The organism is Mycobacterium sp. NTMscope_Eco_3, assembly GCF_976985685.1.
In genome coordinates this window covers 2,950,888-2,968,262 of the sequence record NZ_CDRJYZ010000001.1, presented here as the reverse complement: position 1 = coordinate 2,968,262, position 17,375 = coordinate 2,950,888, and the positions used below count along the sequence as shown (strand labels likewise).

At 70.3% G+C, this 17,375-nt stretch carries 16 protein-coding genes and 1 pseudogene; 16 read left to right on the top strand and 1 reads right to left on the bottom strand.

Annotation, left to right across the window (positions count from 1 at the left end):
- Positions 1-36 precede the first annotated feature (36 nt).
- From infC to AC0KTM_RS13590, 4 genes are all read left to right on the top strand, one after another.
- Positions 37-645 carry a translation initiation factor IF-3 gene (gene infC, locus AC0KTM_RS13605; protein WP_225327549.1) on the top strand — a complete coding sequence of 203 codons (609 nt, stop codon included), beginning with the start codon at positions 37-39 and terminating at the stop codon, positions 643-645.
- Between the two features lie 36 nt (positions 646-681).
- Positions 682-876, top strand: a complete 195-nt coding sequence (rpmI, locus tag AC0KTM_RS13600) for a 50S ribosomal protein L35 (RefSeq protein WP_014942304.1) — start codon at positions 682-684, stop codon at positions 874-876.
- 88 nt (positions 877-964) lie between these two features.
- A complete protein-coding gene (gene rplT, locus AC0KTM_RS13595) occupies positions 965-1,360 on the top strand; it encodes a 50S ribosomal protein L20 (protein ID WP_008257634.1) in 396 nt (131 codons plus the stop codon).
- Positions 1,361-1,390: 30 nt separating this feature from the next.
- A complete protein-coding gene (locus AC0KTM_RS13590) occupies positions 1,391-2,182 on the top strand; it encodes a TrmH family RNA methyltransferase (protein ID WP_238957305.1) in 792 nt (263 codons plus the stop codon).
- Here AC0KTM_RS13590 and AC0KTM_RS13585 read toward each other — a convergent pair.
- Positions 2,169-3,236 carry an oxygenase MpaB family protein gene (locus AC0KTM_RS13585; RefSeq protein WP_238956129.1) on the bottom strand — a complete coding sequence of 356 codons (1,068 nt, stop codon included), beginning with the start codon at positions 3,234-3,236 and terminating at the stop codon, positions 2,169-2,171. The two genes, AC0KTM_RS13590 and AC0KTM_RS13585, sit on opposite strands and share 14 nt — an antisense overlap.
- Positions 3,237-3,436: 200 nt before the next feature.
- On the opposite strand from AC0KTM_RS13585, the gene AC0KTM_RS13580 reads away from it, so the two are divergent.
- The 12 genes and pseudogenes from AC0KTM_RS13580 (at position 3,437) to argH (ending at position 17,372) form a co-directional block, all read left to right on the top strand.
- Positions 3,437-4,357 (top strand): adenylate/guanylate cyclase domain-containing protein, encoded by a 921-nt coding sequence (locus AC0KTM_RS13580; protein ID WP_238956128.1) that lies wholly within the window; start codon positions 3,437-3,439, stop codon positions 4,355-4,357.
- A gap of 9 nt (positions 4,358-4,366) precedes the next feature.
- On the top strand, positions 4,367-5,185 hold the full coding sequence (locus AC0KTM_RS13575; protein WP_238956127.1) for a rhomboid-like protein: 819 nt from the start codon (positions 4,367-4,369) through the stop codon (positions 5,183-5,185).
- Positions 5,186-5,324: 139 nt separating this feature from the next.
- A complete protein-coding gene (gene pheS / locus AC0KTM_RS13570) occupies positions 5,325-6,368 on the top strand; it encodes a phenylalanine--tRNA ligase subunit alpha (protein WP_472415818.1) in 1,044 nt (347 codons plus the stop codon).
- On the top strand, positions 6,368-8,854 hold the full coding sequence (pheT, locus tag AC0KTM_RS13565) for a phenylalanine--tRNA ligase subunit beta (RefSeq protein WP_472415816.1): 2,487 nt from the start codon (positions 6,368-6,370) through the stop codon (positions 8,852-8,854). The genes pheS and pheT overlap by 1 nt, the downstream gene beginning before the upstream one ends.
- A 31-nt stretch (positions 8,855-8,885) precedes the next feature.
- A pseudogene (argC, locus tag AC0KTM_RS13560) lies at positions 8,886-9,945 on the top strand (N-acetyl-gamma-glutamyl-phosphate reductase).
- Positions 9,942-11,153 (top strand): bifunctional glutamate N-acetyltransferase/amino-acid acetyltransferase ArgJ, encoded by a 1,212-nt coding sequence (gene argJ / locus AC0KTM_RS13555; protein WP_472415814.1) that lies wholly within the window; start codon positions 9,942-9,944, stop codon positions 11,151-11,153. The pseudogene argC and the gene argJ overlap by 4 nt, the downstream one beginning before the upstream one ends.
- Positions 11,150-12,037: an acetylglutamate kinase gene (gene argB, locus AC0KTM_RS13550; RefSeq protein ID WP_225327520.1), complete on the top strand. Its 888-nt coding sequence runs from the start codon at positions 11,150-11,152 to the stop codon at positions 12,035-12,037. Before argJ ends, argB begins: the two co-directional genes overlap by 4 nt.
- Complete coding sequence (locus AC0KTM_RS13545) at positions 12,034-13,227, top strand: acetylornithine transaminase (protein ID WP_472415812.1); 1,194 nt, start codon at positions 12,034-12,036, stop codon at positions 13,225-13,227. The genes argB and AC0KTM_RS13545 overlap by 4 nt, the downstream gene beginning before the upstream one ends.
- Complete coding sequence (argF, locus tag AC0KTM_RS13540) at positions 13,220-14,146, top strand: ornithine carbamoyltransferase (RefSeq protein WP_472415810.1); 927 nt, start codon at positions 13,220-13,222, stop codon at positions 14,144-14,146. Before AC0KTM_RS13545 ends, argF begins: the two co-directional genes overlap by 8 nt.
- Positions 14,143-14,637, top strand: coding sequence for an arginine repressor (locus AC0KTM_RS13535; RefSeq protein WP_083016028.1), 495 nt, complete (start codon positions 14,143-14,145; stop codon positions 14,635-14,637). Before argF ends, AC0KTM_RS13535 begins: the two co-directional genes overlap by 4 nt.
- Before the next feature lie 27 nt (positions 14,638-14,664).
- On the top strand, positions 14,665-15,870 hold the full coding sequence (locus AC0KTM_RS13530; RefSeq protein WP_472415808.1) for an argininosuccinate synthase: 1,206 nt from the start codon (positions 14,665-14,667) through the stop codon (positions 15,868-15,870).
- A 71-nt stretch (positions 15,871-15,941) separates the two neighbouring features.
- Positions 15,942-17,372 carry an argininosuccinate lyase gene (argH, locus tag AC0KTM_RS13525; RefSeq protein ID WP_225327524.1) on the top strand — a complete coding sequence of 477 codons (1,431 nt, stop codon included), beginning with the start codon at positions 15,942-15,944 and terminating at the stop codon, positions 17,370-17,372.
- Positions 17,373-17,375 lie beyond the last annotated feature (3 nt).

Genomic DNA, 17,375 nt, shown 5'->3' with positions numbered 1-17,375 from the left:
TTGCAGGACACACAGAAGCCCAACAAGGGAGGCCCCATCAGCACTGAGACCCGCGTCAACGAGCGCATCCGCGTACCTGAAGTCCGATTGATTGGCCCAGGGGGAGAGCAGGTAGGCATAGTGCGCATCGAAGACGCACTGCGTGTCGCTGCGGACGCCGATCTCGACCTTGTCGAAGTTGCCCCGAACGCCAGGCCGCCGGTCTGCAAGATCATGGACTACGGCAAATTCAAATACGAAGCGGCGCAAAAGGCGCGCGAATCCCGCCGGAACCAGCAGCAGACCGTCGTCAAGGAACAAAAGCTGCGACCCAAGATCGACGATCACGACTACGAGACCAAAAAGGGCCACGTCATCCGCTTCCTGGAGGCGGGATCGAAGGTGAAGGTCACGATCATGTTCCGCGGGCGTGAGCAGTCGCGGCCCGAGCTGGGCTATCGGTTGCTTCAGCGCCTAGGCGCGGACGTCGCCGAATACGGCTTCGTGGAGACGTCCGCCAAGCAGGACGGCCGCAACATGACGATGGTGCTGGCACCGCACCGCGGCGCGAAGACCCGCGCGAGGGCGCGGCATCCCGAAGAGCTGGGGGGCGGCGCGGCACCGGATTCCGATGCCGCCGCCGACGCCGAACCGTCGTCGAACTGACCTAACAGCGAGAACCAAGCGAGAACTAGAGGAAACATGCCCAAAGCCAAGACCCACAGCGGGGCCTCAAAGCGCTTCCGGCGCACCGGAACCGGCAAGATCGTGCGGCAGAAGGCCAACCGCCGGCACCTGCTCGAGCACAAGCCGACGAAACGGACCCGGCGCCTCGACGGCCGCACCGTGGTGGCCGCCAACGACACCCAGCGGATCAACCGGCTGCTGAACGGCTGACCACCGCGCCGGCCAGACCCGCAGCGCGAGCTGGCACGGCGACCCCCTTTATCGACCCACTACGCATGAACGAGAGTAGGAAAATCCAATGGCACGCGTGAAGCGGGCGGTCAACGCCCACAAGAAGAGGCGCAGCATCCTGAAGGCCTCGAAGGGCTATCGCGGCCAGCGATCCCGGCTCTACCGCAAAGCCAAAGAGCAGCAGCTGCATTCGCTGCAGTACGCCTATCGCGACCGTCGTGCGCGCAAGGGCGAGTTCCGCAAGCTGTGGATCTCGCGCATCAACGCGGCGGCGCGCGCCAACGACATCACCTACAACCGGCTGATCCAGGGCCTCAAGGCCGCCGGTGTGGAGGTGGACCGCAAAAACCTGGCCGACATCGCGGTCGCGGACCCGGCCGCCTTCACCGCGCTGGTGGACATCGCCCGCGCCGCGCTGCCCGAGGACGTCAACGCTCCCTCGGATTCGGGAGAAGCCGCCTAACCGGCCCGACCGAACATGCCTGACCGGCAGGTGCTGACCGAACGTTCAGCCAGGGTCGTCGCGGCGATCAAACTGCATCGCCACGTCGGCCGCCGTCGGGCGGGGCGTTTCCTCGCCGAAGGCCCCAACCTGGTCGAGGCCGCGTCCCGACGGGACTTCGTCCGCGACGTCTTTGTCACCGAAGCCGCCCGGCAGCGCCATGCGTCGTTGCTCGCGGCCCTGGACTGCCCGGTCCACCCGGTCACCGAGCGCGCCGCGAAGGCCCTCTCCGACACCGTCACCCCGGCGGGTCTGGTCGCGGTGTGCGACGTGCCGGCGACCCGCCTCGACGACATGCTGGCGGGCTCGCCGCAGCTGATCGCGGTCGCCGTCGAGATCAGCGAGCCGGGCAACGCCGGCACCCTCATTCGCCTGGCCGACGCGATGGGCGCGGCCGGCGTGATCCTCGGCGGCCACAGTGTCGATCCGTACAACGGCAAATGCCTGCGCGCGTCGGCCGGCAGCATCTTCTCGATCCCCGTCGTCGCCGCGCCCGACACCCTGGCCGCCGTTGACGCGGTGCGCGCCGCGGGTCTGCAGGCGCTCGCCACGACCGTGGATGGTGAGCAGCGGCTGGACGATGCCGGCGACCTGCTCGGCAGGCCGACGGCGTGGCTGTTCGGGCCCGAATCCCACGGCCTGCCAAGCGAAATCGCCTCGGCGGCCGACCACCGGCTGCGCATCCCGATGTCCGGCGGCGCCGAGAGCCTGAATGTGGCGTCGGCCGCGGCCATCTGTCTGTACCAGAGCGCGCGGGCGCTCAAACTGCCTACGCGGCCCTGACCGCTCGCTTCGGGCGGCCCCGCCCGGCGCGCAGTCCGGCCAGCGACAACGTCGTGTGCACCAGCGATCCGGCGCGTTCCAGCAGCGCGCGGGCCGGTTGCAGGGCGGGGTCGAACGGCAACTTGGGCGGCGGGGGGAAGTAGTGCATCGGCAGTCCGCGCCGGTCACGCGGCGGCGCCATGAACGGCGGGGCCTCGACCAGCGGCGCGTCGCTGGGCAGCCGTCCCTCGGCGCGGCGGTAGGCCGCCAGCGCGCGGGGGTGCAGCCGGATCTCGTCGGGCACCGCCAGGAACGCGAGTTCGACGATCTTGCCGAACAACCGCAGCAGCACCTCGTCGCCCGGAGTCCAACGCATTCCGGCCTTTTCGCGGACCGCCGGCTCGAACAGGCCGGCCGCGATCCAGCGCTGCCCGGCCACCAGCGGCCTGAAGATCTGGTCCCAGACCGGGGTCGGCATCAGCACGAACTTGGGTTTGGGAATCCGGATGTCGAAGATGTCGAGGACCGCCTGGTTGATCTCCAACTCCTCGCGACCGACCCGCTCCCAGTACTCCTGGAACTCGTCCCACGATCCGGGCACCGGCCGCATGCTCATCCCGTACATCCGGTACCACTGCACATGTTCGTCGAACAGTTGGCGCTTCTCGGCCTCGGTCAAGCCGCCGCAGAAGTACTCGGCCACCTTGACGATCAGCATGAAGAACGTGGCGTGCGCCCAGTAGAAAGTGTCGGGATCGAGCGCGTGATAGCGGCGCCCCTCCGCGTCGACACCTTTGATCGTGCGGTGGTAGCCCTTGATCTGCTGGCCGGTCTGGGCCGCGCGGTCGCCGTCGTAGACCACACCCATGATCGGGTAGACCGACCGGGCCACCCGCTGCAGCGGCTCGCGCAGCAGGATCGAATGCTCCTCGACGGCCGCTCCGAGTTCGGGGTACATGTTCTGGATCGCCCCGATCCACACACCCATCATTCCGGTGCGCAGATCGCCAAAATACTTCCAGGTCAGGGAATCTGGTCCGAGCGGATCAGCGGATGTAGTCGATCTGCCAGTCATCGCGGCCTCCTGCACCGATTGGCCTCACGATAACTTTGACAACGTATGTTGTCTACGATTTCGGCGATGTGTCCGCGCGGCTGTTATCGAGCTTCCACACCGGTGTGCCGCCACCGTGATCGGGCGGCGAGGTGCGACTTGTGACACACCCGGCGGGGCCGTCGTTGCCTGCCTCTGACGAAACCAAATAACCTGGCCAGGTGGAACTCGCGCGTCGCGATCTGGATCCGGGCGAGCCCGGCGAATCCCCGGCGGCGCACTCCGCCCCGCGGCGTTCACCGCTGTCGGTGCACAACGCGACTCAATGGCTGCACGGCCGGAATCACAGCCCCGGGGCGGTCGCCCTGGTCCGGCGCGCGCGCCGGCTGTTGCCCGGGGACCCCGAGTTCGGCGATCCGCTGTCGACGGCCGGCGATGGCGGTCCGCGCGCCGCGGCGCGTGCGGCCGATCGGCTGCTGGGGGACCGCGACGCGGTGTCGCGCGAGGTCAGCCTCGGGGTGCTGCAGGTGTGGCAGGCGCTGACCGAGGGGGTTGCCCGGCGGCCGGCCAATCCCGAGGTGACGTTGGTCTTCACCGATCTGGTCGGGTTTTCGACGTGGTCCTTGCAGGCCGGCGACGACGCGGCGCTGGTGCTGCTGCGTCAGGTTGCGCGGGCGCTCGAGCCGCCGCTGCTCGACGCGGGCGGGCACATCGTCAAACGCATGGGCGACGGGCTCATGGCCGTGTTCGGCGACCCGGTGGTCGCCGTGCGGGCCGTGCTGGCCGCCAAAGAGGCGCTCCAATCGGTCGAGGTGGACGGCTACACGCCGCGGATGCGCGTGGGCATCCACACCGGACGACCGCAGCGGCTGGCCGCGGATTGGCTCGGCGTGGATGTGAATATCGCCGCACGAGTTATGGAACGGGCCACCAAGGGTGGAATCATGGTGTCGAGTTCAACGTTAGATCTCATACCGCAAAGCGAGCTGGACGCGTTGGGCGTCGAGGCCAAGCGCACCCGCAAACCGGTTTTCGGGCCGAAGCCCGCCGGCATGCCCGCCGACTTGGCGATATATCGCCTCAAGACTTTTAGGGAGTTGTCAGGCTCTGATGACACAGCCGAAACAAATTCGCAGCCATAATGGGTGCCAATGCTAGGGGGCATCGTGTCCCGGCTCGCCCGGGTCCAATTCACCGTGGGGTATGCGGCGCTGCTGCTTGCCATCAGCTGCGCCATCCTGGTGCTCGGCCCGGAGGCGCATGACGTCATCGTCGCGCGTGCCAGCACCAACGTGCACAACCTGGCCCACGGACACCTCGGCACCCTGCTGGGCAGCGCGCTGGTGGTCGACGCCGGTCCGCTCTACTTCTGGCTGCCCTTCCTGACCTGCCTGCTGGCGCTGGCCGAGCTGCATTTGCGCACCATCCGGCTGGTGGTGGCTTTCGTCGTCGGCCACATCGGCGCGACGTTGCTGGTGGCCGCCGCCCTGGCCGGGGCGGTCGAGTTCGGTTGGCTGCCCGTGTCGATCACCCGGGCCAGCGACGTCGGGATGAGCTACGGCGCGCTGGCGGTGCTCGGCGCGATGACGGCGGTGATCCCGTCGCGCTGGCGGGCCGCGTGGGTCGGCTGGTGGGTGGCGGCGGGCATCGCCTCGGCGATCGTCGGCGGTGACTTCACCGATGCCGGCCACACCGTCGCGGTGATCCTGGGCGTGCTCGTGTCGGCGCGGTTCCGGCAGCCGATCCACTGGACACCGGCCCGGTACCTGATGCTGGCGGCCTCGTCGGGCTTCGGTTTCCTGATGCTGGCCCACCACTGGGGGACCATGGCGGCGACGCCGGTGTTCGGTCTCCTGGGCGCCCTGGTCGCCTACGCGGGGGCGAAGTTCGTCGCCGGCCGGGGCCTCCCGGTCGCGCCGCTGGACGGCGACGGCACGCTGCCCGGACCGGCTCCGGCCGTCGCCGGCTGACCCCCGCCGGGCAACTGCCCAGCGCCCGCCGGGCGCCAGGCATCGAATCACTATGATCAGCACTCGACCCGTGCCGCGCGGAAAGCACGATCGATGCGGGCAGCCCTAACAGCCTCGTCAGCAAGGAGAATGTCGCCGCGTGGGTGAGCAACCCGTCGACCTGTCGCCCGAAGCGTTGACCGAGGCGGTCAACGCCGCCCGGCAGGCCTTCACACTGGCCGACGATCTCGACACCCTGGCGCGTGTCAAGACCGAGCACCTCGGCGACCGCTCACCGCTGGCCCTGGCGCGCCAGGCGCTGGGAAGCGTTCCCAAAGACGAGCGCGCCGACGCCGGTAAGCGGGTCAACGCCGCGCGAGGCGAGGCCCAGCAGGGCTACGACGACCGCCTCGCGGTCCTGCGCGCGGAACGCGACGCCGCGGTGCTGGTCGCCGAGCGCATCGACGTGACGTTGCCGTCGACCCGGCAGCCGATGGGGGCGCGGCACCCGATCACGATCCTGGCCGAACACATCGCCGACACCTTCATCGCGATGGGGTGGGAGTTGGCCGAGGGCCCGGAGGTCGAGAGCGAGCAGTTCAACTTCGACGCGCTCAACTTCCCCGCCGACCACCCGGCGCGCAGCGAGCAGGATACCTTCTACATCGCGCCGGAGGACTCCCGGCAGCTGTTGCGCACCCACACGTCGCCGGTGCAGGTGCGCACGCTGCTGGCGCGCGAATTGCCCGTCTACATCGTCTCGATCGGCCGCACGTTCCGCACCGACGAACTCGACGCCACCCACACCCCGGTCTTCCATCAGGTCGAGGGCCTGGCGGTGGACCGCGGCCTATCGATGGCGCACTTGCGGGGCACGCTGGATGCGTTCGCGCGCGCCCAGTTCGGCCCCGAGGCGCGCACCCGCATCCGCCCGCACTTCTTCCCGTTCACCGAGCCCTCCGCCGAGGTCGACGTCTGGTTCGTCGGCAAGAAGGGCGGGCCCGGCTGGGTGGAATGGGGCGGTTGCGGGATGGTGCACCCGAACGTGTTGCGCGCGGCGGGAATCGACCCCGACGAGTACTCCGGCTTCGCGTTCGGCATGGGCCTGGAACGAACGCTGCAGTTCCGCAACGGGATTCCGGACATGCGCGACATGGTCGAGGGCGACGTCCGGTTCTCGCTGCCGTTCGGGGTGGGTGCCTGATGCGCGTTCCGTACAGCTGGCTGCGCGAGGTCGTGAACGCCGGCGCGCCGGGTTGGGATGCCGCCCCCGCCGAGCTGGAGCAGACGCTCGTGGACATCGGCCACGAGGTCGAAGAGGTCCTCACCCTCGGGCCCGTCGACGGCCCGCTGACGGTGGGCCGCGTCACCGACATCGAGGAGCTCACCGGCTTCAAGAAGCCCATCCGGTTCTGCCACATCGACGTCGGCGAGGGGCAAGACCGCGAGATCATCTGTGGTGCAACGAATTTCGTGGCCGGCGACCTCGTGGTGGTGGCGCTGCCGGGCACCACGCTGCCCGGCGGGTTCGCCATCGCCGCGCGCAAGACCTACGGACGCGCATCGGACGGGATGATCTGCTCGACGGCCGAACTCGGTTTGGGTGCCGACCATTCCGGGATCCTGGTGCTGCCGCCGGGCACCGCCGAACCCGGAGCCGACGGCGCCGCGGTGCTGGGACTCGACGACGTGATCTTCCACCTGGCCATCACCCCCGACCGCGGTTACGGCATGTCGCTGCGGGGCCTGGCCCGCGAAATCGCCTGCGCCTACGACCTGGACTTCGTCGACCCGGCCGACGTCAGGCCCCTGCCGGCGAACGGGGAGGCCTGGCCCCTGACGGTGCACCCCGACACCGGCGTGCGGCGGTTCGCGCTGCGCCCGGTCACCGGCATCGACCCCGCGGCCGTGTCGCCCTGGTGGCTGCAGCGCCGACTGCTGCTCTCCGGCATCCGCGCGACCTCGCCGGCGGTCGACGTCACGAACTACGTGATGCTCGAACTCGGTCACCCCATGCACGCCCACGACCGCAACCGCATCACCGGCGGCTTCGGCGTGCGCTTCGCCCGGCCCGGCGAGACCGTCGTCACCCTCGACGACATCGAGCGCAAACTCGAACCGGCCGACGTGCTGATCGTCGACGACACGGCGACGACCGCGATCGGCGGCGTGATGGGCGCGGCCAGCACCGAGGTGCGCGCCGACTCCACCGACGTGCTGCTCGAGGCCGCGGTCTGGGACCCCGCCGCGGTGTCGCGCACCCAGCGCAGATTGCACCTGCCCAGCGAGGCGGCCCGCCGCTATGAGCGGGGCGTGGATCCGGCCATTTCCGTGGCCGCCCTGGACCGGTGCGCCGCGCTGCTCGCCGAGATCGCCGGCGGGGCGGTGTCCGACACGCTGACCGATTGGCGGGGCGAGCCGGCGCGCGACGACTGGGCCGGAACGCCGATCGACATCGACGCCGGCCTGCCCGGCCGCATCGCCGGCGTGACCTATGCCCCGGGAACGGCCGCCAAGCGGCTCGCCCAAATCGGTGCCGCCGTAGCGCAACACGGCGACACGCTGACGGTGACCCCACCCAGCTGGCGGCCCGATCTGGTGCAGCCCGCCGACCTCGTCGAGGAGGTGCTGCGGCTCGAGGGGCTCGAGGTCATCCCGTCGGTGCTGCCGTCGGCGCCGGCCGGCCGCGGCCTGTCCGCCGTTCAACAACGCCGCCGCGCCATCGGCAAGTCGCTGGCCCAGTCCGGTTACGTCGAGATTCTGCCGACGCCGTTTCTGCCAGCCGGCGTGTTCGACCTGTGGGGCCTGCCGACCGACGATCCGCGGCGGGTCGCGACCACCGTGCTCAATCCGCTGGAGGCCGACCGACCGCACTTGGCCACCACGCTGCTGCCGGCGTTGCTGGAAGCCTTGGTGCGCAACGTATCCCGCGGCCTGGTGGACGTTTCGCTCTATGCCCTGGCCCAGGTGGTGCAGCCGTCAGCCGAGACCCGCGGCGTGACGCTGATTCCCGTCGACCGGCGGCCGACCGACGGCGAGATCGCCACGCTCGACGCGTCGTTGCCGCGGCAACCGCAGCATGTCGCCGCGGTGCTGACCGGCCTGCGGGAACGGCGCGGCCCCTGGGGGCCGGGCCGGCGCGCCGAGGCCGCCGACGCGTTCGAGGCGGTGCGCATCATCGCCCGCGCCGCCGGAATCGACGTGCGGTTGCGGGCGGCGCAGCAGCTGCCCTGGCATCCGGGCCGGTGCGCCGAGGTGCTCGTCGGCGACACGGCGGTGGGGTACGCGGGCCAGCTGCATCCCGCCGTGACCGAGCGCTCCGGCCTGCCCAAGGGCACGTGCGCGCTCGAACTCAACCTCGACGCGATCCCCCTCGTCGCGGCGCTGCCCGCGCCCCGAGTGTCGCCGTTCCCGGCCGTCTTCCAGGACGTCAGCCTGGTGGTGTCCGCGGACGTCCCGGCCGCCGCGGTGGCGGACGCCGTGCGCGAAGGCGCGGGGGAGCTCCTGGAAGACCTGCAGTTGTTCGACGTTTTCACGGGCCCGCAGATCGGCGAGGACCGCAAGTCGCTGACCTTCGCGCTGCGGTTCCGGGCGGCGGATCGCACCCTGACCGAGGACGACGCCACCGCGGCCCGCGACGCCGCCGTGCGCCGGGCCGCCGAGTCGGTCGGCGCCGAGCTCCGCACCTAGGTGGAATGGATTTGCAAAGTACTGCATAACCATGCAGAATCGTCGAAATGGCCGACGTGATCAAGGTGGCAGTTGCCGGTGCCAGCGGCTATGCGGGCGGTGAGATCCTCCGCCTGTTGCTCGGCCACCCCGCCTACGCCCAGGGGCGCCTCTCGATCGGCGCGCTGACCGCCGCGGCCAGCGCCGGCAGCACGCTCGCCGAGCACCATCCGCACCTGACGCCGCTGGCCCAGCGCGTCGTCGAGCCGACCGAGCCCGCCGCGCTCGCCGGCCACGACGTGGTGTTCCTGGGCTTGCCACACGGTCATTCGGCCGCGCTGGCCTCTCAGCTCGGCCCCGACACCCTGATCATCGACTGCGGCGCGGACTTCCGGCTCACCGACGCCGCCGCGTGGGAGCGGTTCTACGGCTCCCCGCACGCCGGAAGCTGGCCCTACGGGCTGCCGGAGCTGCCCGGCGCGCGCGAGCGGCTGCGCGGCGCCCGACGCATCGCGGTCCCCGGGTGTTACCCGACCGCGGCGTTGCTGGCGTTGCTGCCCGCGGTGGCCGAGGACCTCATCGAGCCCGCCGTCGCGGTGGTCGCCGTCAGCGGCACCTCCGGGGCCGGGCGGGCCGCCAAGCCCGACCTGCTGGGCGCCGAGGTCATCGGATCGGCGCGGGCCTACAACATCGCCGGGGCGCACCGGCACACCCCCGAGATCACCCAGGGCCTGGCGGCCGTCACCGACCGCGACGTCACGGTGTCCTTCACCCCTGTGCTGATCCCGACGTCGCGCGGAATCCTGGCCACCTGCACCGCCCGCACCCGCGCGCCACTGTCGCAACTGCGGGAAGCCTACGAAAAGGCTTACGACGCAGAACCTTTCATCTATCTGATGCCCGACGGTCAACTGCCCCGCACCGGGGCGGTGATCGGAAGCAACGCGGCCCACATCGCGATCGCGGTGGACGAGGCGGCCCAGACGTTCGTGGCGATCGCCGCGATCGACAACCTGGTCAAGGGTACGTCCGGGGCGGCCGTGCAGTCGATGAACCTGGCGCTGGGCTGGCCGGAGTCCGAAGGCCTTTCGGTGATCGGGGTGGCGCCGTGACGCGCACCGAGACGCCGCGGTTGGTGCGCGAACAGGGCGTGACCGCGCCGGCCGGATTCCGGGCGGCCGGCATCGCCGCCGGCATCAAGGCCTCGGGCAAGCGCGACCTGGCCCTGGTCTTCAACGAGGGGCCCGACTACGCGGCCGCCGGGGTGTTCACCCGCAACAGGGTCAAGGCCGCGCCGGTGCTGTGGTCCCAGCAGGTGTTGAGCACCGGGGCGCTGCGCGCCGTGATCCTCAACTCCGGCGGCGCCAACGCCTGCACCGGGCCGGGCGGGTTCCAGGACACCCACGCCACGGCCGAGGCCGTCGCGGCCGCGCTGTCGGACTGGGGCACCGAGACCGGCGCCATCGAGGTGGCGGTGTGCTCCACCGGGCTGATCGGCGACCGGCTGCCGATGGACAAGGTGCTCGCCGGGGTGCGCGCGATCGTGCAGGACATGGCCGGCGGCCTGTCCGGCGGCGACGACGCCGCCCAGGCGATCATGACCACCGACACCGTGCCCAAACAGGTTGCGCTGCACCACCCCGGCGGCTGGACGATCGGCGGGATGGCCAAGGGCGCGGGCATGCTCGCGCCGTCCCTGGCGACGATGCTGTGCGTGCTCACCACCGACGCGGCCGTCGACGCGGCGGCGCTGGACGCCGCGCTGCGCCACGCGGCCGCGCGCACGTTCGACCGGCTCGACATCGACGGCGCGTGCTCGACCAACGACACGGTGCTGCTGCTGGCCTCGGGGGCCAGCGGGATCACCCCGGACCAGGGTGACCTCGCCGACGCCGTGCTGCGCGTCTGCGACGATCTGTGCGCCCAGCTGCAGGCCGACGCCGAGGGCGTCACCAAGCGCGTCAATGTCACCGTCACGGGTGCCGCGTCCGAGGACGACGCACTGGTCGCCGCGCGGACCATCGCCCGCGACAGTCTCGTCAAGACGGCGGTGTTCGGCTCGGACCCCAACTGGGGCCGGGTGCTCGCCGCCGTCGGCATCGCGCCCATCGCCCTCGATGTCGATCGGATCACAGTGTCGTTCAACGGTTTTGCGGTCTTCGCCGACGGGGTTCCGGTGCCGGGCGCGCGCGAGGTGGACCTCTCGGGGGCCGACATCGACATCACCGTCGACCTGCGGCTCGGCGAGGGCCGGGCCACCATCCGGACCACCGACCTGTCGCACGGCTACGTCGAAGAGAATTCGGCGTACAGCTCATGAGTTCCTCTACCGAAGCCCTGTCGACCGGAGTCAAGGCGCAGGTGCTCGCCGAGGCCCTGCCCTGGCTCAAGCAGCTGCACGGCAAGATCGTCGTCATCAAGTACGGCGGCAACGCCATGACCGACGACACGCTGCGGCACGCGTTCGCCGCCGACATGGCGTTCCTGCGCAACTGCGGCGTGCACCCCGTCGTCGTGCACGGCGGCGGCCCGCAGATCAGCGCGATGCTGCGCCGGCTCGGCATCCAGGGGGACTTCAAGGGCGGATTCCGGGTCACCACACCGGAAGTGCTCGATGTGGCGCGGATGGTGTTGTTCGGCCAGGTCGGTCGCGAGCTGGTCAACTTGATCAACGCGCACGGACCGTACGCCGTCGGCATCACCGGCGAGGACGCCCAGCTGTTCACCGCCGTGCGGCGCAGCGTCACCGTCGACGGCGTGGCCACCGACATCGGCCTGGTCGGAGACGTCGAGCGGGTCAACACCGCCGCGGTGCTGGATCTTATTGCCGCACGGCGCATTCCGGTGGTGTCGACGCTGGCGCCGGACGCCGAGGGTGTGGTGCACAACATCAACGCCGACACCGCCGCGGCGGCGCTGGCCGAGGCGCTGCACGCCGAGAAGCTGTTGATGCTCACCGACGTCGAAGGCCTGTACACGAGTTGGCCCGACCGCGATTCGCTGGTCAGCGAAATCGACACGGCCACACTGTCGCAACTGCTACCCACCCTGGAGGCGGGCATGATTCCCAAGGTCGAAGCGTGTCTGCGAGCCGTCACCGCCGGCGTGCCCAGCGCGCACGTCATCGACGGGCGGGTCGAACACTGTGTGCTGGTGGAGCTTTTCACCGACGCGGGCACGGGCACCAAGGTGGTACCGGCATGAGTAATACCGACGCCCTGAAGCGGCGGTGGGAAGCCGTGATGATGAACAACTACGGCACCCCCGCGATGGCGCTGGCCCGTGGCGACGGGGCCGTGGTCACCGACGCGGATGGAAAGCGCTATCTCGACCTGCTCGGCGGCATCGCGGTCAATATCCTGGGCCACCGCCACCCCGCGATCATCGAGGCGGTCACCCACCAGATGGCGACGCTGGGGCACACGTCCAACCTGTATGCCACCGAACCCGGTATCGCGCTGGCCGAGGAACTGGTCGCGCTGCTGGGCGCGCCCGAGGAAACGCCGGCGCGGGTGTTCTTCTGCAACTCCGGCACCGAGGCCAACGAGGTGGCGTTCAAGCTGTCCCGGCTCACCGGCCGCACCAAACTGGTTGCCGCGCAAGAGGCTTTCCACGGCCGGACCATGGGATCGCTGGCGCTCACCGGTCAGCCGAGCAAGCGGGCGCCGTTCGCCCCGTTGCCCGGCGACGTCACCTACGTGCCGTACGGCGACGCCGCGGCGCTGGCCGCGGCGGTCGGCGACGACACGGCGGCGGTGTTTTTGGAACCGATCATGGGGGAAAGCGGCGTCGTCGTCCCGCCCGAGGGATACCTGGCCGCCGCCCGCGATGTCACGGCGCGGCACGGTGCGCTGCTGGTGCTCGACGAGGTGCAGACCGGGATGGGCCGCACCGGAACGTTTTTCGCCCACCAACACGACGGCATCACCCCCGACGTGGTCACGCTGGCCAAGGGGCTCGGCGGCGGCCTGCCGATCGGGGCCTGCCTGGCCGTCGGGCGCGCCGCCGAGCTGATGACGCCCGGCCTGCACGGCAGCACCTTCGGCGGAAACCCGGTCTGCACGGCGGCGGCGCTGGCGGTGCTGCGGGTGCTGGCGTCCGAAAACCTGGTCCGCCACGCCGAGGTGCTGGGCAAGTCGCTGCGGCACGGCATCGAGGCGCTCGGCCACCCGCTCGTTGACCACGTGCGCGGGCGCGGGCTGCTGTGTGGGGTGGTGCTCACCGCGCCGCGGGCCAAGGACGCCGAGGCCGCCGCGCGGGAGGCCGGATTCCTGGTGAACGCCGCCGCGCCCGACGTCATCCGGCTGGCGCCGCCGCTGATCATCACCGAAGACCAGCTCGACGGCTTCGTCACCGCGCTGCCGGCCATTTTCGAGGGGGTTGCACGTGGTTAGGCATTTCCTGCGCGACGACGACCTGTCGCCCTCCGAGCAGGCCGAGGTGCTGCAGCTGGCCGCCGAACTGAAGAAGGACCCGTTCAGCGCGCGTCCCCTGGAGGGGCCGCGCGGGGTCGCGGTCCTGTTCGACAAGAACTCCACCCGCACCCGGTTCTCGTTCGAGGTGGGCATCGCCCAGCTCGGCGGGCACGCCGTCGTCGTCGACGCCCGCAGCACCCAGCTGGGCCGCGACGAGACGCTGGAGGACACGGCGCGGGTGCTGTCGCGCTATGTCGAGGCCATCGTCTGGCGCACGTTCGGGCAGGAGCGCCTCGAGGCGATGGCCGGGGCGGCGACGGTGCCGGTGGTCAACGCGCTCTCCGACGAGTTCCACCCCTGCCAGGTGCTCGCCGATCTGCAGACCATCGCCGAACGCAAGGGCTCGCTGACCGGTTTGCGGATGGCCTATTTCGGTGATGGGGCCAACAACATGGCGCACTCGCTGATGCTCGGCGGCGTCACGGCCGGCGTCCACGTCACCATCGCCGCCCCGGATGGTTTCGCCCCCGATTTGGCGTTCGTGGCGGCGGCCCGCCGGCGCGCCGAGGACACCGGCGCCTCGGTCACCGTCACCGCCGACGCCGCGGCGGCCGCGCGCGGCGCCGACGTCCTGGTCACCGACACCTGGACGTCGATGGGCCAGGAGGACGACGGCCTGGACCGGGTCAAGCCGTTCCGGCCCTATCAGATCAACGCCGACCTGCTGTCCCTGGCGGACCCGGAAGCCATTGTGCTGCACTGTCTTCCGGCTCACCGCGGCGACGAGATCACCGACGAGGTGATGGACGGCCCGGCCAGCGTGGTCTTCGACGAGGCCGAAAACCGGTTGCATGCCCAAAAGGCGCTGCTGGTGTGGCTTTTGGAGCGGCGGTCATGACCCGCTCGAAAACAACCCCCGAAACCACCCGGGCCGGCCGGCAGGCCCGCATCGTGGCGATCCTGTCGTCGGCCGAGGTGCGCAGCCAGAGCGAACTGGCGGCGCGCCTCGCCGACGAGGGCATCGAGGTCACCCAGGCCACCTTGTCGCGGGACCTGGAAGAGCTGGGCGCGGTGAAACTGCGCGGCGCCGACGGCGGCGTCGGTGTCTACATGGTCCCCGAGGACGGCAACCCGGTGCGCGGCGTGTCCGGCGGGACCGCGCGGCTGTCGCGGCTGCTGAGCGAGCTGCTGGTGTCGGCCGACGCCAGCGCGAATCTCGCGGTGCTGCGCACACCGCCGGGCGCCGCCGACTATTTGGCCAGCGCGATCGATCGCGCGGCGCTACCGTACGTCGTCGGCACCATCGCCGGCGATGACACCGTCTTCGTGGCCGCTCGAGAGCCGATGACCGGCGCCGAACTGGCCACCACATTGGAAAAACTCACGTAAGCGATTTCAACCTAAGGAGATTGGTTCATGTCAGAACGCGTCATCCTGGCGTATTCCGGCGGTCTGGACACCTCGGTGGCCATCAGCTGGATCGGCAAGGAGACCGGCCGTGAGGTCGTAGCGGTGGCGATCGACCTCGGCCAGGGCGGCGAAGACATGGAGGTCATCCGCCAGCGGGCCCTGGACTGCGGGGCGGTGGAGGCCGTCGTCGTCGACGCCCGCGACGAATTCGCCGAGGGCTATTGCCTTCCCACCATCCTGTCCAACGCCCTCTATATGGATCGCTACCCGCTGGTGTCGGCCATCAGCCGGCCCCTGATCGTCAAGCACCTGGTGGCGGCGGCCCGCGAGCACGGCGGCAGTATCGTCGCGCACGGCTGCACCGGCAAGGGCAACGACCAGGTCCGGTTCGAGGTCGGATTCGGTTCGCTGGCACCCGATCTCGAGGTGTTGGCGCCGGTCCGCGATTACGCCTGGACGCGCGAGAAGGCGATCGCGTTCGCTGAAGAGAACGCCATCCCGATCAACGTGACCAAACGCTCGCCGTTCTCCATCGACCAGAACGTGTGGGGCCGTGCGGTGGAAACCGGTTTCCTGGAACACCTTTGGAACGCGCCGACCAAGGACGTCTACGCCTACACCGAAGACCCCACGCTGAACTGGAGCACCCCCGACGAGGTGGTCGTCGGGTTCGAGCGCGGCGTGCCCGTGACGATCGACGGCAACCGAGTGTCGGTGCTGGGGGCCATCGAGGAACTCAATACCCGCGCCGGCGCGCAGGGCGTCGGCCGCCTCGACGTCGTCGAGGACCGGCTGGTGGGCATCAAGAGCCGCGAGATCTACGAGGCGCCCGGCGCCATGGTGCTCATCACCGCGCACACCGAGCTCGAACACGTCACGCTCGAGCGCGAGCTGGGCCGGTTCAAGCGGCACACCGATCAGCGTTGGGCCGAACTGGTTTACGACGGGCTGTGGTACTCGCCGCTGAAGGCCGCGCTGGAGAGCTTCGTCGACAAGACCCAAGAACATGTGACGGGTGAGGTCCGAATGGTGTTGCACGGCGGCCACATTGCGGTCAACGGGCGGCGCAGCGCCGAATCCCTGTACGACTTCAACCTGGCCACCTACGACGAGGGCGACAGCTTCGACCAGTCGGCCGCCAAGGGTTTCGTCTACGTGCACGGGCTGTCGTCGAAGATCGCGTCCCGCCGCGACCAGACCACCGAGGCGTGACTGTGAATTCCACGACGCGACACGCCGTCAAGCCGTCGCAGGATTCACACTCCCGGCGCAGGAGCGGGTAGATGAGCACTCGCGAGGGGTCGTTGTGGGGCGGGCGGTTTGCCGACGGCCCGTCGGACGCGCTGGCCGCGCTGAGCAAGTCCACCCACTTCGACTGGGTGCTGGCCCCCTACGACATCGTCGCCTCGCGGGCCCACACCGTGATCCTGTTCCGGGCCGGGCTGTTGACCGAGGAGCAGCGCGACGGGCTGCTGGCCGGCCTGGACCAGCTCGCCGAGGACGTCGCCGACGGCAGCTTCTCGCCGCTGGTCACCGATGAGGACGTGCACGGGGCGCTGGAACGCGGACTGATCGACCGGGTCGGGCCCGACCTTGGCGGGCGGCTGCGTGCCGGCCGCTCCCGCAACGACCAGGTGGCCACCCTGTTCCGGATGTGGCTGCGCGACGCGGTGCGGCGAGTCGCCGCCGGGGCGCTGGACGTCGTCGGCGCGCTGGCCACCCAGGCCGCCGCCCACCCGAACGCCATCATGCCCGGCAAGACCCACCTGCAGTCCGCGCAGCCGGTGCTGCTGGCCCACCACCTGCTCGCGCACGCCCAGCCGCTGCTGCGCGACGTCGACCGCCTCGCCGACTTCGACAAGCGGGCCGCGATCTCCCCGTACGGCTCCGGGGCGCTCGCCGGATCCTCGCTGGGGCTGGACCCCGGCGCGATCGCCGCCGAGCTGGGATTTGCGGCCGCCGCCGACAACTCCATCGACGCGACCGCATCGCGGGATTTCGCCGCGGAGGCGGCGTTCGTCTTCGCCATGATCGGCGTCGACCTGTCCCGGCTGGCCGAGGACATCATCCTGTGGAGCTCGACCGAATTCGGCTACGTCACCCTGCACGATTCGTGGTCCACCGGCAGCTCGATCATGCCGCAGAAGAAGAACCCGGACATCGCCGAGCTGGCCCGCGGCAAATCCGGGCGGCTGATCGGAAACCTGGCCGGCCTGCTGGCCACGCTGAAGGCCCAGCCGCTCGCCTACAACCGTGACCTGCAGGAAGACAAGGAACCGGTGTTCGATTCGGTCGCCCAGCTGGAGCTGGTGCTGCCCGCGATGGCCGGGCTCGTGCGCAGCCTGACCTTCGACGTCGATCGGATGGCCGCCCTCGCGCCCGCCGGGTACACGCTGGCCACCGATATCGCCGAATGGCTGGTGCGCCAGGGGGTGCCGTTCCGATCCGCGCACGAGGCCGCCGGGGCCGCCGTGCGCGCCGCCGAGCAGCGCGGCGTCGGGCTCGACGAGCTGACCGACGACGAGCTGGCCGCCATCAGCGGTGACCTGACGCCGCAGGTTCGTGAGGTTTTGACGATCGAGGGCTCGGTGGCCTCGCGGGACGCGTGGGGCGGCACCGCGCCCGTCCGGGTCGCCGAGCAGATCGAAAACGTCCTGGCCAGCGCCGGACGGCTGAAGGAACGGCTCGAAGACCTGTCGAGTGGGAGCCGTTGAGAT

Coding starts and splice junctions, on each gene's coding strand:
- rpmI (WP_014942304.1), top strand. CDS start 682: ATGCCCAAAGCCAAGACCCACAGCGGGGCCTCAAAGCGCTTCCGGCGC.
- rplT (WP_008257634.1), top strand. CDS start 965: ATGGCACGCGTGAAGCGGGCGGTCAACGCCCACAAGAAGAGGCGCAGC.
- AC0KTM_RS13585 (WP_238956129.1), bottom strand. CDS start 3,236: ATGACTGGCAGATCGACTACATCCGCTGATCCGCTCGGACCAGATTCC.
- AC0KTM_RS13575 (WP_238956127.1), top strand. CDS start 4,367: ATGCTAGGGGGCATCGTGTCCCGGCTCGCCCGGGTCCAATTCACCGTG.
- pheT (WP_472415816.1), top strand. CDS start 6,368: ATGCGCGTTCCGTACAGCTGGCTGCGCGAGGTCGTGAACGCCGGCGCG.
- argB (WP_225327520.1), top strand. CDS start 11,150: ATGAGTTCCTCTACCGAAGCCCTGTCGACCGGAGTCAAGGCGCAGGTG.
- AC0KTM_RS13545 (WP_472415812.1), top strand. CDS start 12,034: ATGAGTAATACCGACGCCCTGAAGCGGCGGTGGGAAGCCGTGATGATG.
- AC0KTM_RS13535 (WP_083016028.1), top strand. CDS start 14,143: ATGACCCGCTCGAAAACAACCCCCGAAACCACCCGGGCCGGCCGGCAG.
- AC0KTM_RS13530 (WP_472415808.1), top strand. CDS start 14,665: ATGTCAGAACGCGTCATCCTGGCGTATTCCGGCGGTCTGGACACCTCG.
- argH (WP_225327524.1), top strand. CDS start 15,942: ATGAGCACTCGCGAGGGGTCGTTGTGGGGCGGGCGGTTTGCCGACGGC.